The following is a 19,553-nucleotide window of genomic DNA, read 5'->3' as shown; positions in this document are numbered from 1 at the left end:
GGCGCCTGCCTGCAGGCGCCGCATCAATTTCAAGAACCCGGGGTGCCGGGCTCTAACGGATTCAAGGGAGCAACAAGATGATCAAACGCAATCTGCTGGTAATGGGACTCGCGGTTTTGCTGAGCGCCTGCGGTTTCCAGCTGCGCGGCACTGGCACCAATGCCCTGTCGCTCAAGGAGCTGGACGTGAGCGCCCGCGACGCCTATGGCGACGTCGTCACTCAACTGCGTCAGACCCTGACCAACAGCGGCGTACACGTCTACACCGGCGCGCAGTACAAGCTGTTCATCGCCCGTGAAGACGAAGCCCAGCGCACCGCGAGCTACGCCGGCTCAGGCCGTTCTGCCGAATACGAACTGACCACCGTGCTGAAGTATGAGATCCACGGTAGCAAGGACGTCCTGCTGATCGATGACTCAGTGCAGTCGCAGAAGGTTTTCGTGCATGACGGCAACAACCTGATTGGCTCTGACCAGGAAGCCGATCAGATCCGTAAGGAAATGCGCACTGACCTCGTGCAGAAGGTATTGGCCCGTCTGCAACAGCTGTCCCCTCAACGTCTCGACGAGCTGCAAGCCAAAGCTGACGCCGCTGCCCGCGCCCAGGCTGATGCCGAAGCCGCTGCTCAGCGCATTCGCGACGAGACGCCACAACAGTCGCCAATCGAAATCCCGTCCAAGTGACGGCATCGGGGCCGGTTCGCCGGCCCCGATCTTTTTGACCCATGAAACTCGCCCCCGCCCAGCTTTCCAAACACCTGCAAGGCACTCTTGCGCCCGTCTACATCGTCAGCGGCGATGACCCGCTGCAATGTCAGGAGGCGTGCGACGCCATCCGTGCGGCTGCGCGTCAACAAGGCTATGACGAGCGTCAGGTGTTCAGCGCCGATTCGAGCTTCGACTGGGGCACCCTGCTCCAGGCGGGCGCAAGCATGTCGCTGTTCGCCGAGCGCAGGCTGCTGGAGTTGCGCCTGCCGTCCGGCAAACCCGGCGACAAAGGTGCTGCCGCATTGCTGGAGTACTGCGGCCGTCCTGCCGAGGACACGCTGCTGCTGATCAGCCTGCCCAAGCTCGACGGCTCGGCGCAGAAAACCAAGTGGGGCAAGGCTCTGGTCGAAGGGCCACAAACCCAGTTCGTGCAGATCTGGCCGGTGGACGCCAGCCAGTTACCGCAATGGATTCGTCAGCGCCTGTCACAGGCCGGCCTCGCAGCCACGCCGGACGCCATCGAACTGATCGCCGCTCGGGTGGAAGGCAACTTGCTAGCGGCTGCGCAGGAGATTGAAAAGCTCAAGCTCATGGCCGACGAAGGCCAGATTACGGTCGAGACCGTGCAGGCTGCGGTGGCCGATAGCGCGCGCTTCGATGTCTTCGGGCTGACCGACGCGATCCTCAATGGCGAAGCGGCCCATGCGCTGCGCATGCTTGAAGGGCTGCGCGGCGAAGGTGTCGAACCTCCGGTGATTCTCTGGGCGCTTTCCCGCGAGCTTCGTGTGCTGGCCAATCTGACGTTGCAGTTCAGTCAGGGCATCCCGCTGGACAAAGCCTTCAGCCAGGCGCGGCCGCCCATCTGGGACAAGCGCAAGCCGTTGATGAGCAAGGCCCTGCAACGCCACTCCGCGCGACGCTGGGGTCAGCTGTTGATGGACGCCCAACACATCGACGCGCAAATCAAAGGCCAGGCGCAAGGCTCGGTCTGGAGCAGCCTGAGTCGACTGACGCTGCTGATGGCAGGGCAACGGTTGGCATTGCCGGCGGAATAATCGGTAACGGTTCGATAGCTCAGGTTAATTGGACAGCGGCGCCGAACTGGCAGAATATCCCCGCTGCTCCATCCCACCACTTGAGCGAGAACGCCATGAGCAAAGTCAAAAAGCGGCCGAACAAGGCCAAATCCATCATCGCCCAGCCACTGTTCCGCAGCCGTCAGGAACAACCCGGCAAAGGCAAAGGCAGCTACCGCCGCGAAGCCTTCCAGTCTAAAAGCTGGGAGGCTTCTTCCGTTATGGCGGCTTGAAAACTTCAGGTTACTGACTGACGCCCCACCAACAGGGCCGGCATGTTAAGGTCTGTACCTTCCGGTTTAGCCCTGTGGACCCCAGAATGCCCCCAAGCTTTCCCCGTCGCTGGCACCTTCGCCAGTTGATCGCCGCCTCCAGCCTCTTTGCGCTGGTTGCCTGTGCCGAGCAGCCTACCGCTGCCGTTGCCACCCCGCTCCAGGCCGCACCCGCGGTGCAAGTTGTCAAAAGTCTGCCCGCGCCCTCCGGCGCTGTTGCGCAGCCTGACGACGGCAACTTTGAAATCCAGCCTGCAATGACTTTCAGTGAGTGGCAGAGCCAGTTCCGTACTCTGGCGCTGAACGCCGGTGTGCGCCCCGAGGTGTTCGATAACGCCTTTGCTGGCATCACGCCCGACATGAGCGTGGTCAAGGCCGATCGCAGTCAGCCGGAATTCAGTCGCCCGGTGTGGGAATACCTCGACGGCGCCATGTCTGCCGTGCGCGTGCGCAAGGGTCAGGCCCTGCTCAACCAATACGCCGACGCGCTGAGCGCCATCGAGCAGCGTTATGGCGTTGATCGGCAGGCACTGGTCGCCGTGTGGGGCATGGAGAGCAGCTTCGGCCAGTTCCAGGGCACTCAGTCAGTGATTCGCTCACTGGCGACGCTGGCCTATGAAGGCCGCCGACCGCAGTTTGCCCAAGACCAACTGATCGCCGCGCTGCAGATCATCCAGCACGGCGATATCGATGCGCCGAGCATGCTGGGCTCGTGGGCCGGCGCCATGGGCCAGACGCAGTTCATACCGACGACCTACAACACCCACGCGGTGGATTTCGACGGCGACGGTCGCCGTGACATCTGGAACTCCCCACCGACGCCCTCGCCTCCACTGCACATTACCTGCAAAGCTCGGGCTGGCAGAAAGGTCAGCCGTGGGGCTTTGAGGTGCAACTGGCTCAGGGTTTCGACTACGCGCTGGCCGACGCTTCAACCCGTAAATCCATCAGCGAATGGCAACAGCTGGGGCTGAAGCTGCCAAACGGTTCAGCGTTGCCGGCCAATTTGCTGCAACAGCAGGCGGCCTTGCTGCTGCCTGCGGGCTACAAAGGCCCGGCCTTTCTGGTGATGGATAACTTCCGCGCCATCCTCAAGTACAACAACTCGTCGTCCTATGCGCTGGCGATCGGTTTGCTGTCCGAGCGCTTCAATGGTGGCGGTTATGTGCAGGGCAGCTGGCCGCGCGGCGATCGTCCGTTGAGCCGCTCCGAGCGCATTGAACTGCAGACGCTGCTCTCTGCCCGCCAGTACGACGCGGGCGCCCCGGACGGGATCATCGGCGCCAACACACGTAAAGCGATTCGCAGTGCACAGCAATCCTTTGGCTGGCCTGCAGACGGGTATCCGACCCAAGAATTGCTGCAGCAGTTGCGCCAGCCGTAACTGCGCAGAATCAAACGCAACACAAAAAAACGGGCCGGATATTTCTATCCGGCCCGTTTTTTTGCATTTACGACGCTGTGATCAGCCTGCTGTGAGCAGCGACTTGACCAGCTTGGCCTGTTCGTCCGCGTGATACGAGGAGCGGACCAGCGGGCCGGAGGCGACGTTCTTGAAGCCCATTTTGTAGCCTTCTTCGGCGAACCAGTCGAAGACGTCCGGGTGCACGAAGCGCTGCACTGGCAAGTGGTTGCGCGACGGTTGCAGGTACTGGCCCAGGGTCAGCATGTCGATGTTGTGCTCGCGCATGCGTTGCATGACTTCGATGACTTCTTCGTCAGTCTCGCCCAGCCCCAGCATCAGCCCGGATTTGGTCGGCACGTGGGGGACCATTTCCTTGAAGCGCTTGAGCAAGGTCAGCGACCACTGGTAATCCGAACCCGGGCGCGCAGCCTTGTACAGGCGCGGCACGGTTTCGAGGTTGTGGTTGAAGACGTCTGGCGGCGTCGCGGCGGTGATTTCCAGCGCGATGTCCATCCGGCCACGGTAATCCGGGACTAGGGTCTCGAGCTGTACGTTTGGCGACAGCAGGCGAATCTCGCGGATGCAGTCGGCAAAGTGCTGAGCACCGCCGTCGCGCAGGTCGTCACGGTCAACGGAGGTGATCACGACGTATTTGAGTTTCAGGTCAGCGATGGCGACGGCCAGGTTCTTCGGCTCATCGGTGTCCAGCGCTTTCGGACGTCCATGGCCGACGTCGCAGAATGGGCAGCGACGGGTGCAGATGTCACCCATGATCATGAAGGTCGCGGTGCCGCCAGAGAAGCACTCGCCCAGGTTCGGGCAAGATGCCTCTTCGCACACGCTGTGCAGCTTGTGCTTGCGCAGCAGCGCTTTGATACGGTCGACTTCCGGCGAGACCGGGATGCGCACGCGAATCCAGTCCGGCTTCTTCGGCAGATCGACCGTCGGGATGATCTTCACCGGGATGCGCGCGACTTTTTCCGCGCCGCGCAGCTTCACGCCCGCCTCCACTTTCGGACGGGCCACACGCTCAGGCGTGGCCACGCTCACTGTCGGGATCAGGGTCTGTACGGCATTCTCTGTATTCACGACAGTGTCAGCTGCCTCATACGCGGTAGTCATATCAATCCATTCCGCCCGTTAGGGTCGTCTGCTCAGCGTAGTCGAGGTGGTTGACGAGCTGCGCACGCAGCCGGGCACTAACCTCGGCAAATTCAATCGGACCTGCCTGTTCGCGCAGCTGGGTCATCGCCAGCCCCGCATACCCGCAGGGATTAATCCGTTTAAAAGGGTCCAGATCCATATCGACGTTCAACGCAAGGCCGTGAAACGAACAGCCATTGCGGATGCGCAGCCCCAGTGAGGCGATCTTGGCGCTATCGACGTACACACCCGGCGCGTCAGCCTTGGCGGCTGCGTCTACGCCGTAACTGGCCAGCAGGTCGATCAGGCTGTGCTCGATCCGCGTGACCAGGTCGCGAACGCCAAAGCCCAGACGGCGCACGTCCAGCAGCAAGTAAGCGACCAGTTGGCCGGGGCCATGATAAGTCACTTGGCCGCCGCGATCGACCTGTACCACCGGGATATCCCCCGGCAGCAACAAATGCTCGGGCTTGCCAGACTGGCCCTGAGTGAACACGGGCGGATGCTGCACAAGCCAGACCTCATCGGCGGTGTCGCGGTCGCGACCATCGGTAAAGCGTTTCATGGCCTGCCAGGTGGGCTCGTAGTCGGTCAGACCGAGTTCACGAAAGCCCAGAACCGCGCCCATCACAGCACCATGTGCACGAAGCCGGTGGCCCGCAATTCGCTGTTGATGTCGTAAAGCTGGTCTTGCCCGGTGGCAATGATATGCAGCTGAACGGTGGTGTACTTGCCGTTGCTGCTCTGGCGCTCGGCCAGGGTTTTCATGTCAACGGTCGCGTGTTTCTCAAGAATCTCAATGACTCTGTCTTTGAAGCCCACGCCCGTGTCGCCGATGATCTTGATCGGATAGTCGGCGCAGGGAAATTCGATTTTTGGCGCTTTTACTTCGGAATCTGTCATGGCAGTAACGGCCTCGTAAGCCGGAAAACGGACAGGCCCCCGGCGCGGTCAGCGACGGGGGCGTACGGAGCAACGGTCAGCTTTGATCAATCGTTGATCAGTTGAACAGACCGTAGAAGAACAAGCGGATGCTATCCCACAGGCGGCGGAAGATGCCACCCTCCTCGACGGCGTCGAGGGCGATCAGGTTGGCGCTGTGCACGACCTTGTCGTCCAGCTTGACCTCAACCTTGCCGATAACGTCGCCTTTGGCGATCGGAGCAACCAGCTGTGGATTCATGGTCATGCTGGCGGCCAGCTTCTTCAGCTCGCCTTTTGGCATGGTCATGGTCAGGTCTTCTGCCAGACCGGCTTTGACTTGACGCTCGGTGCCTTTCCAGACCGGCGCCTGAGCCAGCTCGGTGCCTTTCTGATAGAAGGTCTGGGTTTCGAAGAAGCGGAAACCGTAGGTCAGCAGCTTCTGGGTTTCGGCAGCACGCGCTTGCTCGCTGTTGGTGCCGAACACCACAGCAATCAGACGCATGCCATCACGAACGGCCGAGGACACCATGCAGTAGCCGGCTTCTTCGGTGTGACCGGTTTTCAGACCGTCGACGGTCTTGTCACGCCACAGCAGCAGGTTGCGGTTTGGCTGCTTGATGCCGTTCCAGAAGAACTCTTTCTGCGAGTAGATCGCGTAGTGCGCCGGGTCTTCGTGAATGATCGCGCGTGCCAGCAGGGCCATGTCATGGGCGGTGGCGTAGTGATCAGGATTCGGCAGGCCGGTCGGGTTCATGAAGTGGCTGTTGACCATGCCCAGGTCGGCAGCGGTCTTGTTCATCAGGTCGGCGAAGGCGTCTTCGCTGCCGGCGATGTGCTCGGAAAGCGCAACGCTGGCGTCGTTACCCGACTGAATGATGATGCCGTGCAGCAGGTCACTGACGGTGACCTGGCTGCCCACCTTGATGAACATCCGCGAGCCGCCGGTGCGCCAGGCGTTTTCGCTGACGGTCACAGGGTCGTTTTCGCCGATCTGGCCGCGACGGATTTCCAGCGTGGCGATGTAGGCGGTCATCAGCTTGGTCAGACTGGCCGGTGGCAGGCGCTGGTCGCCATTGTTTTCGACCAGAACGTTGCCGCTGTTGGCGTCCATCAGCACATAAGCCTTGGCAGCCAGTTGCGGTGGCGATGGCGTCATCTGTTCTGCCGCAAACACGGCAGGCGCGGTGAATAGCGGGATAAGCAGGCAAAGGCGTTTTGCAAAGCTGGTGATGTTCATCCGTCTCTCGAAAATGCTAATGGGCAAACATGCCCTTGCGGGCAAAGCGGGTGCCGGGCTACCCCGGCAAACGGGCTCACATTCTACAGAACATGCCGTGAAAAGCTGCTGACAACGACAAACCCGGTCGGCACGTCGTCGGTCAGGCGGCGAAACTCGCCTCCGTTGCCGGGGCGGGCATCGCTGATAAAGGCGTTACTGGTCCGACGTCACGACGCTTGGCGAGCCGAGATTGGCCGACCTTACGCTGTTTTGCAGTTGCTGGGCTTCACCCGGCGTGTCGACCGGTCCCATCCGCACGCGATAAAGCGTCTGTTGATTGCGTGCGATCGAACTCACGAACACCGGCGCTCGGACCATCCCGCTCAATTTCGATCTCAGGAGTTCCGCAGCGTCCGGGTTGGCGAAGGCTCCCACTTGGAGAAACAGCCCAGACGCTTGTCCGGAAACGTTTTTTTGCGTCGATCGGTACGGGCGTGACCGGAGCGGCGTGCTGCTGCGGGGGCGGCGTCCATTGCTCGATCGTGCCCGCCGATGCGGTAATCACCGGCGCCGCTGGCTGCCGAGGCGGTGGATTGCTGCTCGCCACTTGCGGCTGATCCAGCATCAGCGGCGCCGGTTTGCCGCGCTGAGCCCAGTACTGAGAAGGATCGATACCTTCGACTTTTACACGCGCCGTGCCGGTTTCGGCATAACCGAGTTTCTTCGCCGCCGCGTAGGACAAGTCGATAATGCGGTCGGAATAGAACGGGCCGCGATCGTTGACCCGCAGGATCACCGTGCGGTTGTTGTCCAGATTGGTCACGCGAACGTAGCTGGGCAGCGGCAGCGTCTTGTGCGCCGCGCTCATGCCGTACAGGTCATAGACCTCGCCGTTGGCGGTGTTCTGGCCGTGGAATTTGGTGCCGTACCAGGACGCCGTTCCCGTCTGGGAATAGGTCTTGGAATCGCTGAGCGGGAAATAGGTCTTGCCCAGCACGGTGTACGGGTTGGCTTTGTACGGGCCGGTGTGCAGGGTCGGAATGGCGTCGGGGATGCGCGAAACGTCAACGTCCCACCAGGGCGCGCCGTCTTTATGCGCCCTGTTGATGTCCAGCCCCGGCTGCGCGCGGATCACGTTGCCCTGCTGCCGCTGCGTCGAGGTCGTCGGGCGGCTGGTTGAGCAACTGACGATCAGCAAAGTCAGCGCCGTGAAGGCCATCAGTTTCAATGGTTGTTGCATCGGCAGTGACCGCATTACTTGACGTCCCGGGCTTGAACAAGCATTTCAGACAGCTGATGCACGGCCATGGCGTACATCACGCTGCGGTTGTATCGCGTGATTGCGTAAAAATTCTTCAAACCCATCCAGTATTCAGGGCCTTTGTCCCCATCGAGGCGAAACGCCGTGACCGGCATGTCGTCGCGCAGCGCATCATGACTCGCCCAGCCCAACGCTCGCAACTCCCCAACGTTTTTCACCGGATCAATGCCAGGGCTCAAGCCCTCGTCAACACGGTCACCACGCACGTCCGCGCGGCTCACAACCGGCTGGCCGGCCACCCAGCCGTGACGCTGGAAATAGCTGGCCACGCTGCCGATCGCATCATCCGGGTCGTTCCAGATGTTGATGTGGCCGTCGCCGTCGAAATCCACGGCGTAGGCGCGAAAGCTGCTCGGCATGAACTGGGGCAGCCCCATGGCCCCGGCGTATGAGCCTTTGAGCGTCAGCGGGTCGACCTGCTGATCGCGGGACAGCAGCAGGAACTCACGCAACTCCTTGCGGAAGAAATCAGCCCGCGGAGGATAGTCGAACGCCAGCGTCGATAACGCGTCCATCACCCGGTAATTACCGGTATTGCGGCCGAAAAACGTCTCTACCCCGATAATCGAAACGATCACCTGGGCCGGTACACCGTACTCTTGCTCGGCGCGCGCCAGGGCGGCCTCGTGCTGACGCCAGAAGTCGACGCCCCGGGCAACGCGCGCCTCGGTGAGGAACATCGGGCGATAATCCTTCCACGGTTTGACGCGCTCGGCGGGCCGTGAAATGGCATCGAGAATGGCCTGCTTGCGCTGCACATCGCGGAACACATCAATCAGTTGCTCGCCCGCAAAACCATAATCGCGGGTCATTTCGCTGACGAACTGGGCGACTTGAGGAGAGCCGTCATAGTCACCGGCAAGTGATTCCTGCACTGAGCCGAAGATGCCCATCAGACCGACCAGCGGCGCATATCGAGCAGCCCAGCCACGCACTACTTGCATTGAGTTCTTCACCTTAATCAAACCTGAGCGATCCATTTGCGATGCGTGTGGATCGACATCAAAACACCAAACGCTGACAGCAGCGTCACCAGCGAAGTTCCGCCGTAGCTAATGAAGGGCAACGGCACGCCTACGACCGGCAGCAGACCGCTGACCATACCGATATTGACGAAAACGTAAACAAAAAGGTCATGGTCAGGCTGCCCGCGAGCAGCTTGCCGTAGAGCGTCTGTGCCTGGGCAGTGATGACCAGCCCACGGCCGATCAGTAACAGGTAGATCAGCAGCAGCGCGCAGATTCCCACGAGCCCGAATTCCTCACCGAGCACCGCAATAATGAAGTCGGTGTGGCTTTCCGGCAGAAAGTCCAGGTGCGACTGCGTGCCCATCAGCCAGCCTTTGCCGAATACGCCGCCCGAACCGATCGCCGCCTTGGACTGAATGATGTTCCAGCCGGTGCCGAGCGGATCGCTCTCCGGGTCGAGGAAGGTCAGGATCCGCTGCTTCTGGTAGTCGTGCATGAAGAAGAACCACATGCCGACGGCCACCGGGACCGCTGCCGCCACCACGCTGATGATCCAGCGCCAGCGCAGGCCGGCCATGAACAGCACGAACGTGCCGGACGCCAGAATCAGCAGCGAGGTGCCGAGGTCCGGCTGACGCACGATCAGAATGAACGGCAGACCAATCAGCCCGAGGCTCACCGCCACATGCTTGAGGTGCGGCGGCAGCGTACGCTTGGACAGGTACCAGGCGATGGTCGCCGGCATGATGATCTTCATGAATTCCGAGGGCTGGAAGCGGATGACCCCGGGAATGTTGATCCAGCGCGTGGCGCCCATGGCGTTGTGGCCCATGACGTCCACCGCCACCAGCAGTAAAACGCCGATCACGTAGGCGGCGGGCACCCAGCGGGCCATGAATCGGGGTTCAAGCTGGGCGATGACGAACATCGACACCAAGCCGATGCCGAAGGAGGTCGCTTGTTTGATCAGCAGGTCCCAGCTCTTGCCGCTGGCCGAATACAGCACGAACAGGCTGCCCGCCGCCAGCGTCAGCAGCAGGACCAGCAGTGGGCCGTCGACGTGGATTTTCTGCAGGAACGTGGCGCGACGGCGCATCACATCTTCGCTGGAAAGGATGCGGTCGAAATTACTCTTCACGGGCCGCGGTCTCCGGAGGCTGTGCATTGCTGGCGTATTCGGGTTTCAGATGGCCCTGGGGATCGAGCAGCCAGGCGTCCATGACCTGTCGCACCACCGGCGCGGCAACACCCGACCCGGACTCGCCGTTTTCAATCATCACTGCAACGACGATCTTCGGGCTGTCGGCCGGCGCGAAGCCGACGAACAAGGCGTGGTCGCGGTGACGCTCCTGGACTTTCGAGCGGTCGTACTTTTCACCCTGCCGAATGGCGACGACCTGGGCTGTACCGCTCTTGCCAGCGATGCGGTACTGCGCACCAATCGCCGCCTTGCGCGCAGTGCCGCGGGCGCCGTGCATGACTTGCTGCATGCCGTGGTTGACCTTGCCCCAGTCAGAGGGGTCGCGCAGGACAATGTCCGGCATCGGGTTTTCGTCCACCGGCTTCTGCCCTTCGACGGTCTTGGCCAGGTGCGGACGGTTCCATTTGCCTTTGTTCGCCACCAGCGCCGTAGCTTGGGCCAACTGCAGCGGGGTGGCCTGCATGTAGCCCTGGCCGATCCCCAGAATCAGTGTTTCGCCCGGGAACCACGCCTGCCGCCGGGTGACGCGCTTCCAGTCACGGGACGGCATCAGGCCGGGTGATTCTTCGAACATGTCCAGCGAGACCTTCTGGCCGATGCCGAACTTGTTCAGGTACGCCGACAGCCGATCGATCCCGACCTTGTGGGCCAGATCGTAAAAGTAGGTGTCGTTGGAGCGCATGATGGCGGTGTCCAGGTCCACCCAGCCGTCGCCGGTGCGGTTCCAGTTACGGTACTTGTGATCGTAGTTCGGCAGCATGTAATAGCCGGGGTCGAAGACCCGCGTACTCGCCGTAATCACGCCAGTGTCGAGACCGGCAATCGCCACGGCGGGCTTGATCGTCGAACCCGGTGGATACAAGCCCCGCAGGATACGGTTGAACAGCGGGCGGTCGACCGAATCGCGCAGCTCGGAGTAGGCCTTGAAGCTGATGCCGGTGACAAACAGGTTCGGATCGAAGCTCGGCTGGCTGACCATCGCCAGCACCTCGCCGGTGCTTGGGTCCAGCGCCACCACCGCTCCACGACGCCCGGCCAGCGCGGCCTCGGCGGCTTCCTGCAACTGGATGTCGAGGCTCAGGACGATGTCCTTGCCGGGCACCGGATCGGTCCGTTTGAGCACGCGCAGTACACGGCCGCGGGCGTTGGTTTCGACTTCTTCGTAACCGACCTGACCGTGCAGCTCAGGTTCGTAGAAACGCTCGATCCCGGTTTTGCCCATGTGATGGGTGCCGCTGTAATTCACCGGATCGAGGCTTTTCAGCTCTTTCTCGTTGATCCGGCCCATGTAACCCACCGAGTGCGCGAAGTGCTCACCCTGGGGATAGTGGCGAACCAACTGCGCCACCACTTCAACGCCCGGCAGGCGGAACTGGTTAACGGCGATGCGGGCAATTTGCTCTTCGGTTAGCTCGAACAGGATGGGCACCGGCTCAAACGGCCGACGGCCCTGCTTCATGCGCTTTTCGAAGATGATCCGGTCGTCAGGCGTCAACTCGAGCACTTGGACAATGGTGTCCAGCACTTGCGTCCATTCGCCGGAACGTTCGCGGGTCATGCTCAGGCTGAAGCTTGGCCGGTTGTCGGCGATGACCACGCCGTTACGGTCGTAGATCAATCCGCGACTCGGCGGGATCGGCTGCACGTGAACGCGATTGTTCTCGGACAGCGTCGAGTGGTACTCGTACTGGATGACCTGCAGGAAATACAGCCGCGCGATCAGCACGCAGATCAGCACGACCACCGCGACTGCACCGACCACGACTCGGCTGCGCACCAGGCGTGCGTCCTTTTCGTGGTCTTTCAGGCGAATCGGCTGAGACATTTAGGGCAGGTTCACAGTGAAGGCAGCGGCGCTACTTGTGATAAGGGTGACCGGACAGCACGGTCCAGGCACGATAGATCTGCTCACCGATGAGGATGCGCACCAACGGGTGCGGCAACGTCAGCGGCGACAACGACCAACGCTGCTCGGCCCGGGCACAGACTTCCGGCGCCAGCCCTTCCGGACCGCCGACCATCAGGTTGACCGTGCGCGAATCCAGACGCCAGCGATCGAGCTCGCCCGCCAGCTGCTCGGTGCTCCATGGCTTGCCATGCACTTCAAGCGTGACGATCCGCTCGCCCGGCTGCACTTTCGCCAGCATGGCCTCGCCTTCCTGACGGATGAGGCGTGCCACGTCGGCGTTCTTGCCACGGGTGTTGAGCGGAATTTCCACCAGGTCCAGCGCCAGTTCGGATGGCAGACGCTTGGCATATTCATGCCAACCCTCTTCCACCCACTTGGGCATGCGGGAACCGACGGCGATCAGACGCAAACGCACGACGAAGCCTTAGGCCTGGTCTTTGTTCAGCTTGTCGAAATGCTCGTGAGCGTTTTCCGGGCTGTGGTGTGCAGCGCTGGCCGAACGGCTCTGCTCGGCACCGGCCCACAGACGCTCGAGGTCGTAAAACTGGCGAGCGGACGCAGTCATCATGTGAACGATGGCAATGTCCAGGTCCAGCAGCACCCAGTCGCTGTCGCCCTTGCCTTCTTCGCCCAGCGGCTTGAGGCCCTGCTTTTTGACTTCTTCGCGGACCTTGTCGAGCATCGCGTTGATCTGGCGGTTGGAGGTACCGGTCGCGATGACCATGTAGTCGGTGATGCTTTGCTTGTCACGAACGTCCAGCACCTGAATATCCTGGGCTTTGACGTCTTCCAGGGCAGCCCTGATGACTTCGATGATTGGGTTTACAGCGCGTTTGTCAGTCATAAAAAACTCTTTCAACTCGTATGTTTGGGCGTTTCTTCGCGCACTTGGCTGCGTAGCAACACACCTTCAGTTCGACGCACGGTACAGCCCGTGCGTATCGATATAGGCCAGTACCGCGTCTGGCACCAGAAAACGTACCGACTTACCGCTGGCCAGCAGTTGACGGATCTGGGTGGCAGACACCGAAAGCGGCGTCTGCCAGACGAACGTAATCTTTCCGCCGGGCCCTTTAAGGGCCTTCGGATCACTGACGGCACGTCCCGCGAGCAGATTGCGCATCGCATCCGGGGACTCGCTGTCGGCGTCCGGGCGTTGCAGCACCACGATATGGCAGTGCTCCAGCAACTCTTCCCACCGATGCCAGGAAGGCAGCCCGCAAAAGGCGTCCCAACCCAGCAATAAAAATAGCTGGTCATCGGCCGCCAGTTCCGCGCGCAACGACTCCAGCGTGTCGATCGTATACGACGGCTTGTCGCGCAACAGCTCGCGATCATCCACCGTCAATGGCGGCACGCCGGCGACCGCGCACCGGACCATCGCCAGACGGTCCTGCGCCGAAACGCTCGGCGTGTCGCGATGAGGCGGTCGGGCGCTGGGCGTCAGACGCAACTCATCGAGTTTCAGCTGCTCGGCGACTTCCAGTGCGCCACGCAAATGGCCAATGTGCACCGGGTCGAACGTGCCGCCGAGTATGCCGACGCGCTGGGGCACCCGCGCAGTGTTCAGCGGAACCGCAATCGGATCGGCCACTGCCTGCGCGCCGCTGCCTGAAGGCTGACCGATGTCGGCCAAGTCAGACTGGCCCCTGCCCGCGTAATTGTGTGCCATCGCCGACAACGATGTATTTCTCGCAGGTCAGGCCTTCAAGCCCCACGGGACCGCGCGCGTGAATCTTGTCGGTGGAAATGCCGATTTCCGCGCCCAGGCCATATTCGAAACCATCGGCAAAGCTGGTGGGCGCGTTGACCATCACCGAACTCGAGTCGACTTCAGCCATGAAGCGGCGAGTCTGGGCTTGCGAGTCGGAGATGATGGCGTCGCTGTGATGCGAGCCGTAATGATTGATGTGTTCGATGGCCTGATCCAGACCGGTCACGATGCGGATCGAAAGGATCGGCGCAAGGTACTCGGTGTGCCAGTCTTCTTCGGTGGCCGGCAAGACGTCGATCAGGTCGCGGGTGCGCTCGCAACCGCGCAGTTCGACGCCTTTTTCGCGGAACTGGGCGGCCATGGGCGGCAGGAAATCTGCGGCAATGGTTTGGTCGACCAGCAGGGTTTCCATCGCGCCGCAGATGCCATAACGGTAGGTCTTGGCGTTGAAGCTGATGCGCTGGGCAGCGGCCAGGTCGGCGTGGGCACTGACGTAGACGTGGCAGATGCCGTCCAGGTGTTTGATGACCGGGACTCTGGCGTCGCGACTGACGCGTTCGATCAGGCCTTTGCCGCCACGGGGAACGATGACGTCCACGTACTCCGGCATGGTGATCAACGCACCCACGGCGGCGCGGTCGGTGGTTTCGACGACTTGCACGACGGCGGCAGGCAAGCCGGCTTCGTCGAGGCCACGCTGGATGCAGGCGGCGATGGCGCGGTTGGAATGTATGGCTTCGGAGCCGCCACGCAGGATGGTGGCGTTACCGGATTTGAGGCAGAGGCTGGCGGCGTCGATGGTTACGTTGGGGCGCGACTCATAGATGATGCCGACGACCCCCAGTGGCACGCGCATTTTGCCGACCTGAATGCCGGAGGGCTGGAAGTTCATGTCGCGCAGGGTGCCGATGGGGTCAGGCAGGCTGGCGACCTGGCGCAGGCCGGCGATCATGCTGTCGATGCGGGCCGGGGTCAGGGAGAGGCGTTCGAGCAGAGCGGGTTCGAGTCCATTGGCGCGGCCGGCAGCGAGGTCTTGTTCGTTGGCGGCGGTCAGCTCGGCACGGGAAGCGTCCAGCGCGGCAGCGGTGGCTGCGAGGGCGCGGTTCTTCTGTGCGGTGCTGGCACGGCCGATCACGCGGGAGGCTTCGCGGGCGGCGCGACCCAGGCGGGTCATGTAGTCAAGAACGGACTCAGTCATGGTCTCGGATGGCTTGGCAAATGGGAAAGCGGCGGATTATAGCTGTCGGGCGTGCTGAACGACAGCGGCGACGGGCGGATGGTCGGAATAAGGGGGTTTTCTTCTTTTTAATGGTCAGCAGCGGTTGGGTGTATATCCGTTATCTCGGGTGCCGCAGATTATGGTTCCGCCCTTACGGCGGGTCACTTTTGGCAAGAGCGCCCCAAAAGTAACCAAAAACGCTTTGCTCCTGGTTGGGCCCGACTTCGTCGGGTTCCTTCACTCCGGTCTCGCTCCGTGGGCCCTGCGTTCAGCCTGCACCCAAGTCGCGATTGGCGGCTGGAGTTTTTGCGTACGAACATCAAGATCAAAAGCGCGTTTAGGCGGATCAAGAGCTTCCGGCTAAAGCCGGTCCCACTATGTGAACACGGTGCGTTAGTGGGACCGGCTTTAGCCGGGAAGGCGTCAGTGCGGGCACTGACGTGAGAAGGATGTTGGTAGGGGACTGATTTATTTACAACGTTTCACCGTAAATAAATCTGTCCCCGGCTTCGCGCCCACTCTCACCCATTCAGCTCCAATTAAGGCCGATGTTGATATGATCGCGGTCCATTCTCTGACTGCCTTTTTATGCCTGACCAATCACCACGCGCTCTGCCGGACAGTTTTTTTAATCGCGATGCACAGACCCTCGCCCGGGATTTGCTCGGCAAGGTGATCCGTCACAAGGTCGGCGATTTGTGGTTGTCGGCGCGGATTATTGAGACGGAGGCGTATTACGTGGCTGAAAAGGGCAGTCATTCGTCCCTCGGTTATACGGAAAAACGTAAGGCTTTGTTTCTGGAGGGCGGGCACATTTATATGTATTACGCCCGCGGCGGTGATTCGCTGAACTTCAGTGCGGAGGGTCCGGGCAATGCCGTGTTGATTAAATCGGCTTACCCCTGGGTCGATGCAGTGTCCGATGAGAACGCCCTCGCCCGCATGCTGCTCAACAATCCCGACGCCAGCGGAAACGTGCGCACGCCCGAGCGGCTGTGCGCCGGGCAGACGTTGCTGTGCAAAGCGCTGGGCCTGAAAGTGCCGATGTGGGATGCCAAGCGTTTTGATGAAGAACAGCTTTTTGTCGAGGACGTGGGTCAGCGACCGCCGCGGATTATTCAAACGACGCGCCTCGGTATTCCCGCCGGACGCGACGAGCACCTGATGTACCGGTTCGTTGACGCCGCCTATGCCCGTTTCTGCACACGGAACCCGGTCAGACGCGGGCAAGTCGAAGGACGCGACTATACTTTCATCGAGCAAGGAAACTGAACCCATGGGCGCGTGGCTCGATAGCATCACCTCTTGGCTAAGCGCCAATCCCTCCTGGCTCGGTGCGGCGATTTTCATCGTCGCGTTCATCGAGTGCCTGGCCATCGCCGGCATCGTCGTCCCCGGCACCGTTGTGCTGTTCGCCATCGCCGCACTGGCTGGCAGCGGCATACTCCCGCTGAGTGAGGCGCTGCTGCTGGGGTTCCTCGGCGGGATACTGGGCGACCTGGTGTCGTACTTTCTGGGTCGACGGTTTCATCAGAAGATTCGTCAACTGCCCGGCCTGCGCAATCACCCGGAATGGATAGGCGGCGCCGAGACCTACTTCCAGCGCTACGGTATCGCCAGCCTGCTGGTCGGCCGCTTTATCGGACCGCTGCGCCCGATGCTGCCGATGGTGGCCGGGATGTGCGACATGCCGTTCGTGCGCTTTGCCGGCGTCAGCCTGATCGCCGCCGCCGGTTGGTCCGTGGCCTACATTCTGCCGGGTTGGGCGACCGGTGCGGCGATCCGCCTGCCGCTGCCGGAAAACTTCTGGCCCCAGGCTGCCGTGGTGGGCGGCGGGCTGGCGATCCTGCTGGGCATCAGCGTGCAGAGCAGCCTGCGGCAAAAGTCCTACGCGACCAAGGTTATCGCCCTGACGTGCTTTGTGCTGCTGGCAAGTGTGTTTCTGGGTTGGCCGTATCTGGCCGATTTCGATCAGGGCATCATGACCGTGGTCCAGGCCAGCCGAAGCGCTGCAGCGGAAAACTTCGTGGTCATGGTGACCGGCCTGGGGGATTTCCGGACTCAGTTCTGCGCCGCTGCCCTGCTGACGATTCTGCTGGTCGCCACACGTCAGTGGCGCCATGCGATCTTCGTGGTCGGGACAGCCCTTGGCGCTGCATTGATCAACCAGAGCATGAAATACACCTTCGCCCGCGCAAGGCCTGAGGTGCTGGCCGAGCCGCTGGCGACCTATAGCATGCCGAGCGGACACGCATCGGCCTCGTTTGCGCTGTTCATGGCCCTGGCGGTGCTCGCGGGTCGGGGTCAACCCATACGGCTGCGGTTGACGTGGCTGCTGCTGGGCGGGATTCCGGCGCTGGCGATCGCCATGTCACGGGTGTACCTGGGCGTGCATTGGCCAACGGATGTCACGGCGGGGATGCTGTTGGCGTTTTTCACCTGTGCGGCGAGCCTTGCTTTCGTGCAGAACAAAAAGCCGCTGGAGGCCCTGCCGATCAAGGTGTGGTGGCTGGTGCTGCCGGCGATGGTGGCGCTGTTCGGCGGGTTCGGGCTGCACTCGTTCCCGCACGGTTTGATCCGCTATCAGTACTGAAACCGCTCAGGCGCGACCCGACGGGTTAACGATCCGGGCCGCGCCAACGCGAGCAAAAACGCAATCAGGCCTGCATGTCGCCCTGCATCTCGTCGAGCAGGTCCTGAATCGCGTCGAGCCGTTGTTCAGCGTCTTCGATCTCCAGCAACTCGATCTTGTCTTCTTCAGTGAAAGGCAACAGGTAGGCCAGTTGATTGGCCAGCGAATGCTGACCGCTGGCGGTGAGCCCCATGTTCAGCGCGGCCACCATCGGGTGCTCGGCCAACGCGGCAAGTAACGCGACCAGGTCGTCGTCCTCCTCCTGCAGCGGCTGTTCCTGAGGATCGTCGAGCCACTCGACATCGCCGACCAGCAGGTTATCGCGCTGGGTGCTGAAGTCCTTTACCCGAAACCGTCGGGCGCCCACCACGCGAATGCCGAGCAGGCCGTTGTCCTGCTTCTGGAAATCGGTGACCCGCGCTTCGCAGCCGATCATCGAAAAACCATCCGGTACGTCGCCCGTCTCACTGCCTTCAGTGATGCAGACCACGCCAAAACCTTCGCCCTGCTTCATGCAGCGGCCAATCATGTCCAGGTAGCGCGCCTCGAAAATCTGCAGATCAAGCACGCAGCCCGGGAACAGCACGGCGTTCAGTGGAAACAGCGGCAACGACATAAACCCATCCTCAAGCAACCAGAGACACCGCCAACGGCAGAAACAATGCCGTGGCGACACCCATCAAACTCATCGCCAGCGCCGCGAAGGCACCGCATTCCTCACTTTCCTGCAGGGCCGCCGACGTACCCACCGCGTGGGCCGTCAGCCCTAGGGCCATGCCCCTCGCTTCCGGGCTATTAACCCCCGCCAGAGTCAGCAGACCGGGGCCGAATATGCCGCCGATCACCCCGGTTATCAACACAAACACCGCAGCCAGCGCCGCCACACCACCAATCTGCTCGGCCACCAGCATGGCGATCGGCGACGTCACGGACTTGGGCGCCATGGTCATCAGGATCATGTGATCGGCGCCGAGCACCCAACCCAGCCCGACGCACAGCCCGGTAGCCAGCACGCCACCCACCACCAGCGTAGTCAATACCGGCCAGAACAGCTGTCGGATACGCCGCAGATTCAGATAAAGCGGCACGGCCAGCGCGACCGTCGCCGGGCCCAACAGAATGCTGAGGATCTCGGTGCTTTTGCGGTACTCGACGTAGGACAGCCCGCAGCCCACCAGCACGCCAATGACCACGAGCATCGAGATGAGCACCGGTTGCAAAAACACCCAGCGGGTTTTCTCGTAGCCGGCCAGCACCAGTTGATAGGCGCCCAATGTAATGGCGATGCCGAACAAGGGATGATGAATCACCGACAGCCAGGCGCCATGCCAGTCCAGACTCATGATGGCTCCCGGCGACTGGCCTGACGGTCGATGAGTTTCTGCATCAGCCAGCCGGCGAAGGTCAGCGAGACCATCAGGGAAATCACCAGCGAGCCGACGATCGCCCAGAAGTCCTCGGCGATCTGGTCGGCGTACACCATCACACCCACGGCGGGCGGCACCAGCAGCAGCGGCAGGTATCGCAGCAAACTACTGGCGGCCAGGCTGATGGGTTCACTGACTTCACCGCGGGTCATCAGGTAAATCATCAGCAGCACCAGCCCGATGATCGGGCCGGGCAGGATCGAGAGAAACAGGTGATTGAGCGCGGTTCCGATCAGTTGGAACAGCACAAGCCAGGTCAGGCCTCTTAGCAACATAGAAAACTCCAGCAGATTCGCGGCGACATTATAGGCACGCCACCCGCGCTGCCTATGGGGTGGTATTCGCCACTTGAGGGGACGTTGACCCGCGCAGGCGGGCGTGCTGATCTTCAATGCCAAGCAATAACAGCGCCGACG

Annotated in this window: 18 protein-coding genes and 3 pseudogenes; 6 read left to right on the top strand and 15 right to left on the bottom strand. The window is 61.7% G+C overall.

The features are described from left to right. The first annotated feature begins 77 nt into the window (after nucleotides 1-77). The 4 genes and pseudogenes from lptE (at nucleotide 78) to JN403_RS07790 (ending at nucleotide 3,439) form a co-directional block, all read left to right on the top strand. Nucleotides 78-683 carry an LPS assembly lipoprotein LptE gene (lptE, locus tag JN403_RS07805; RefSeq protein ID WP_122536896.1) on the top strand — a complete coding sequence of 202 codons (606 nt, stop codon included), beginning with the start codon at nucleotides 78-80 and terminating at the stop codon, nucleotides 681-683. 41 nt (nucleotides 684-724) lie between these two features. Continuing rightward, a complete protein-coding gene (gene holA, locus JN403_RS07800) occupies nucleotides 725-1,762 on the top strand; it encodes a DNA polymerase III subunit delta (protein ID WP_205486646.1) in 1,038 nt (345 codons plus the stop codon). Between the two features lie 95 nt (nucleotides 1,763-1,857). After that, complete coding sequence (gene arfA, locus JN403_RS07795; RefSeq protein ID WP_205486644.1) at nucleotides 1,858-2,016, top strand: alternative ribosome rescue factor ArfA; 159 nt, start codon at nucleotides 1,858-1,860, stop codon at nucleotides 2,014-2,016. An 86-nt stretch (nucleotides 2,017-2,102) separates the two neighbouring features. After that, nucleotides 2,103-3,439 (top strand): annotated as a pseudogene (locus JN403_RS07790) (lytic murein transglycosylase). An 81-nt stretch (nucleotides 3,440-3,520) separates the two neighbouring features. Here the strand turns inward: JN403_RS07790 and lipA are convergent. The 12 genes and pseudogenes from lipA to JN403_RS07730 form a co-directional block, all read right to left on the bottom strand. Next, nucleotides 3,521-4,582, bottom strand: a complete 1,062-nt coding sequence (gene lipA / locus JN403_RS07785; RefSeq protein ID WP_122536892.1) for a lipoyl synthase — start codon at nucleotides 4,580-4,582, stop codon at nucleotides 3,521-3,523. Nucleotide 4,583: 1 nt separating this feature from the next. Then, a complete protein-coding gene (gene lipB / locus JN403_RS07780; protein ID WP_122536891.1) occupies nucleotides 4,584-5,231 on the bottom strand; it encodes a lipoyl(octanoyl) transferase LipB in 648 nt (215 codons plus the stop codon). Further along, the gene (locus JN403_RS07775; protein ID WP_122536890.1) at nucleotides 5,231-5,506 is read right to left on the bottom strand and encodes a DUF493 domain-containing protein; all 276 of its coding nucleotides are present in this window, start codon (nucleotides 5,504-5,506) and stop codon (nucleotides 5,231-5,233) included. Before JN403_RS07775 ends, lipB begins: the two co-directional genes overlap by 1 nt. A gap of 97 nt (nucleotides 5,507-5,603) precedes the next feature. Then, the gene (locus tag JN403_RS07770) at nucleotides 5,604-6,764 is read right to left on the bottom strand and encodes a D-alanyl-D-alanine carboxypeptidase family protein (protein ID WP_122536889.1); all 1,161 of its coding nucleotides are present in this window, start codon (nucleotides 6,762-6,764) and stop codon (nucleotides 5,604-5,606) included. 195 nt (nucleotides 6,765-6,959) lie between these two features. Further along, nucleotides 6,960-8,001: pseudogene (locus JN403_RS07765) on the bottom strand (septal ring lytic transglycosylase RlpA family protein). Next, nucleotides 8,001-9,011: a lytic murein transglycosylase B gene (mltB, locus tag JN403_RS07760; protein WP_205486641.1), complete on the bottom strand. Its 1,011-nt coding sequence runs from the start codon at nucleotides 9,009-9,011 to the stop codon at nucleotides 8,001-8,003. The pseudogene JN403_RS07765 and the gene mltB overlap by 1 nt, the downstream one beginning before the upstream one ends. 17 nt (nucleotides 9,012-9,028) lie before the next feature. Further along, a pseudogene (rodA, locus tag JN403_RS07755) lies at nucleotides 9,029-10,131 on the bottom strand (rod shape-determining protein RodA). A gap of 31 nt (nucleotides 10,132-10,162) precedes the next feature. Beyond that, complete coding sequence (gene mrdA, locus JN403_RS07750; protein ID WP_122536885.1) at nucleotides 10,163-12,061, bottom strand: penicillin-binding protein 2; 1,899 nt, start codon at nucleotides 12,059-12,061, stop codon at nucleotides 10,163-10,165. A gap of 31 nt (nucleotides 12,062-12,092) precedes the next feature. Then, a complete protein-coding gene (rlmH, locus tag JN403_RS07745; protein ID WP_065988377.1) occupies nucleotides 12,093-12,560 on the bottom strand; it encodes a 23S rRNA (pseudouridine(1915)-N(3))-methyltransferase RlmH in 468 nt (155 codons plus the stop codon). A gap of 9 nt (nucleotides 12,561-12,569) precedes the next feature. Then, the gene (gene rsfS, locus JN403_RS07740; protein ID WP_065988378.1) at nucleotides 12,570-12,989 is read right to left on the bottom strand and encodes a ribosome silencing factor; all 420 of its coding nucleotides are present in this window, start codon (nucleotides 12,987-12,989) and stop codon (nucleotides 12,570-12,572) included. A 66-nt stretch (nucleotides 12,990-13,055) separates the two neighbouring features. Continuing rightward, on the bottom strand, nucleotides 13,056-13,700 hold the full coding sequence (nadD, locus tag JN403_RS07735; protein ID WP_122536989.1) for a nicotinate-nucleotide adenylyltransferase: 645 nt from the start codon (nucleotides 13,698-13,700) through the stop codon (nucleotides 13,056-13,058). 82 nt (nucleotides 13,701-13,782) lie between these two features. Beyond that, nucleotides 13,783-15,057, bottom strand: coding sequence for a glutamate-5-semialdehyde dehydrogenase (locus JN403_RS07730; RefSeq protein WP_205486640.1), 1,275 nt, complete (start codon nucleotides 15,055-15,057; stop codon nucleotides 13,783-13,785). A 609-nt stretch (nucleotides 15,058-15,666) separates the two neighbouring features. Here JN403_RS07730 and JN403_RS07725 point away from each other — a divergent pair. Both JN403_RS07725 and JN403_RS07720 read left to right on the top strand, forming a co-directional pair. Next, nucleotides 15,667-16,350, top strand: a complete 684-nt coding sequence (locus tag JN403_RS07725; protein ID WP_205486638.1) for a DNA-3-methyladenine glycosylase — start codon at nucleotides 15,667-15,669, stop codon at nucleotides 16,348-16,350. Nucleotides 16,351-16,354: 4 nt separating this feature from the next. Next, nucleotides 16,355-17,671 carry a bifunctional DedA family/phosphatase PAP2 family protein gene (locus tag JN403_RS07720; RefSeq protein WP_205486636.1) on the top strand — a complete coding sequence of 439 codons (1,317 nt, stop codon included), beginning with the start codon at nucleotides 16,355-16,357 and terminating at the stop codon, nucleotides 17,669-17,671. A gap of 64 nt (nucleotides 17,672-17,735) precedes the next feature. Here the strand turns inward: JN403_RS07720 and JN403_RS07715 are convergent, their stop codons facing one another. Genes JN403_RS07715 through JN403_RS07705 form a run of 3 tightly spaced genes read right to left on the bottom strand, consistent with a single transcriptional unit; the run spans nucleotide 17,736 to nucleotide 19,412 of the window. After that, nucleotides 17,736-18,326, bottom strand: a complete 591-nt coding sequence (locus JN403_RS07715) for an LON peptidase substrate-binding domain-containing protein (protein ID WP_122536881.1) — start codon at nucleotides 18,324-18,326, stop codon at nucleotides 17,736-17,738. 10 nt (nucleotides 18,327-18,336) lie between these two features. After that, nucleotides 18,337-19,047 (bottom strand): LrgB family protein, encoded by a 711-nt coding sequence (locus tag JN403_RS07710; protein ID WP_172612984.1) that lies wholly within the window; start codon nucleotides 19,045-19,047, stop codon nucleotides 18,337-18,339. 2 nt (nucleotides 19,048-19,049) lie between these two features. Further along, on the bottom strand, nucleotides 19,050-19,412 hold the full coding sequence (locus tag JN403_RS07705) for a CidA/LrgA family protein (protein WP_108121576.1): 363 nt from the start codon (nucleotides 19,410-19,412) through the stop codon (nucleotides 19,050-19,052). Nucleotides 19,413-19,553 lie beyond the last annotated feature (141 nt).

Source organism: Pseudomonas sp. 15A4 (genome assembly GCF_016925575.1).
Taxonomy (GTDB): domain Bacteria; phylum Pseudomonadota; class Gammaproteobacteria; order Pseudomonadales; family Pseudomonadaceae; genus Aquipseudomonas.
The sequence above is the reverse complement of the archived record's forward strand: the minus strand, read 5'-3'. Positions and strand labels throughout refer to the sequence as shown.

Excerpts from the sequence above, each read along its gene's own strand:
- lptE (WP_122536896.1), top strand. The coding sequence starts at position 78 with ATGATCAAACGCAATCTGCTGGTAATGGGACTCGCGGTTTTGCTGAGC.
- lipB (WP_122536891.1), bottom strand. The coding sequence starts at position 5,231 with ATGGGCGCGGTTCTGGGCTTTCGTGAACTCGGTCTGACCGACTACGAG.
- JN403_RS07720 (WP_205486636.1), top strand. The coding sequence starts at position 16,355 with ATGGGCGCGTGGCTCGATAGCATCACCTCTTGGCTAAGCGCCAATCCC.
- JN403_RS07730 (WP_205486640.1), bottom strand. The coding sequence starts at position 15,057 with ATGACTGAGTCCGTTCTTGACTACATGACCCGCCTGGGTCGCGCCGCC.
- holA (WP_205486646.1), top strand. The coding sequence starts at position 725 with ATGAAACTCGCCCCCGCCCAGCTTTCCAAACACCTGCAAGGCACTCTT.
- arfA (WP_205486644.1), top strand. The coding sequence starts at position 1,858 with ATGAGCAAAGTCAAAAAGCGGCCGAACAAGGCCAAATCCATCATCGCC.
- rsfS (WP_065988378.1), bottom strand. The coding sequence starts at position 12,989 with ATGACTGACAAACGCGCTGTAAACCCAATCATCGAAGTCATCAGGGCT.
- lipA (WP_122536892.1), bottom strand. The coding sequence starts at position 4,582 with ATGACTACCGCGTATGAGGCAGCTGACACTGTCGTGAATACAGAGAAT.
- JN403_RS07705 (WP_108121576.1), bottom strand. The coding sequence starts at position 19,412 with ATGTTGCTAAGAGGCCTGACCTGGCTTGTGCTGTTCCAACTGATCGGA.
- JN403_RS07775 (WP_122536890.1), bottom strand. The coding sequence starts at position 5,506 with ATGACAGATTCCGAAGTAAAAGCGCCAAAAATCGAATTTCCCTGCGCC.
- mltB (WP_205486641.1), bottom strand. The coding sequence starts at position 9,011 with ATGCAAGTAGTGCGTGGCTGGGCTGCTCGATATGCGCCGCTGGTCGGT.
- mrdA (WP_122536885.1), bottom strand. The coding sequence starts at position 12,061 with ATGTCTCAGCCGATTCGCCTGAAAGACCACGAAAAGGACGCACGCCTG.
- JN403_RS07725 (WP_205486638.1), top strand. The coding sequence starts at position 15,667 with ATGCCTGACCAATCACCACGCGCTCTGCCGGACAGTTTTTTTAATCGC.
- JN403_RS07770 (WP_122536889.1), bottom strand. The coding sequence starts at position 6,764 with ATGAACATCACCAGCTTTGCAAAACGCCTTTGCCTGCTTATCCCGCTA.
- JN403_RS07715 (WP_122536881.1), bottom strand. The coding sequence starts at position 18,326 with ATGTCGTTGCCGCTGTTTCCACTGAACGCCGTGCTGTTCCCGGGCTGC.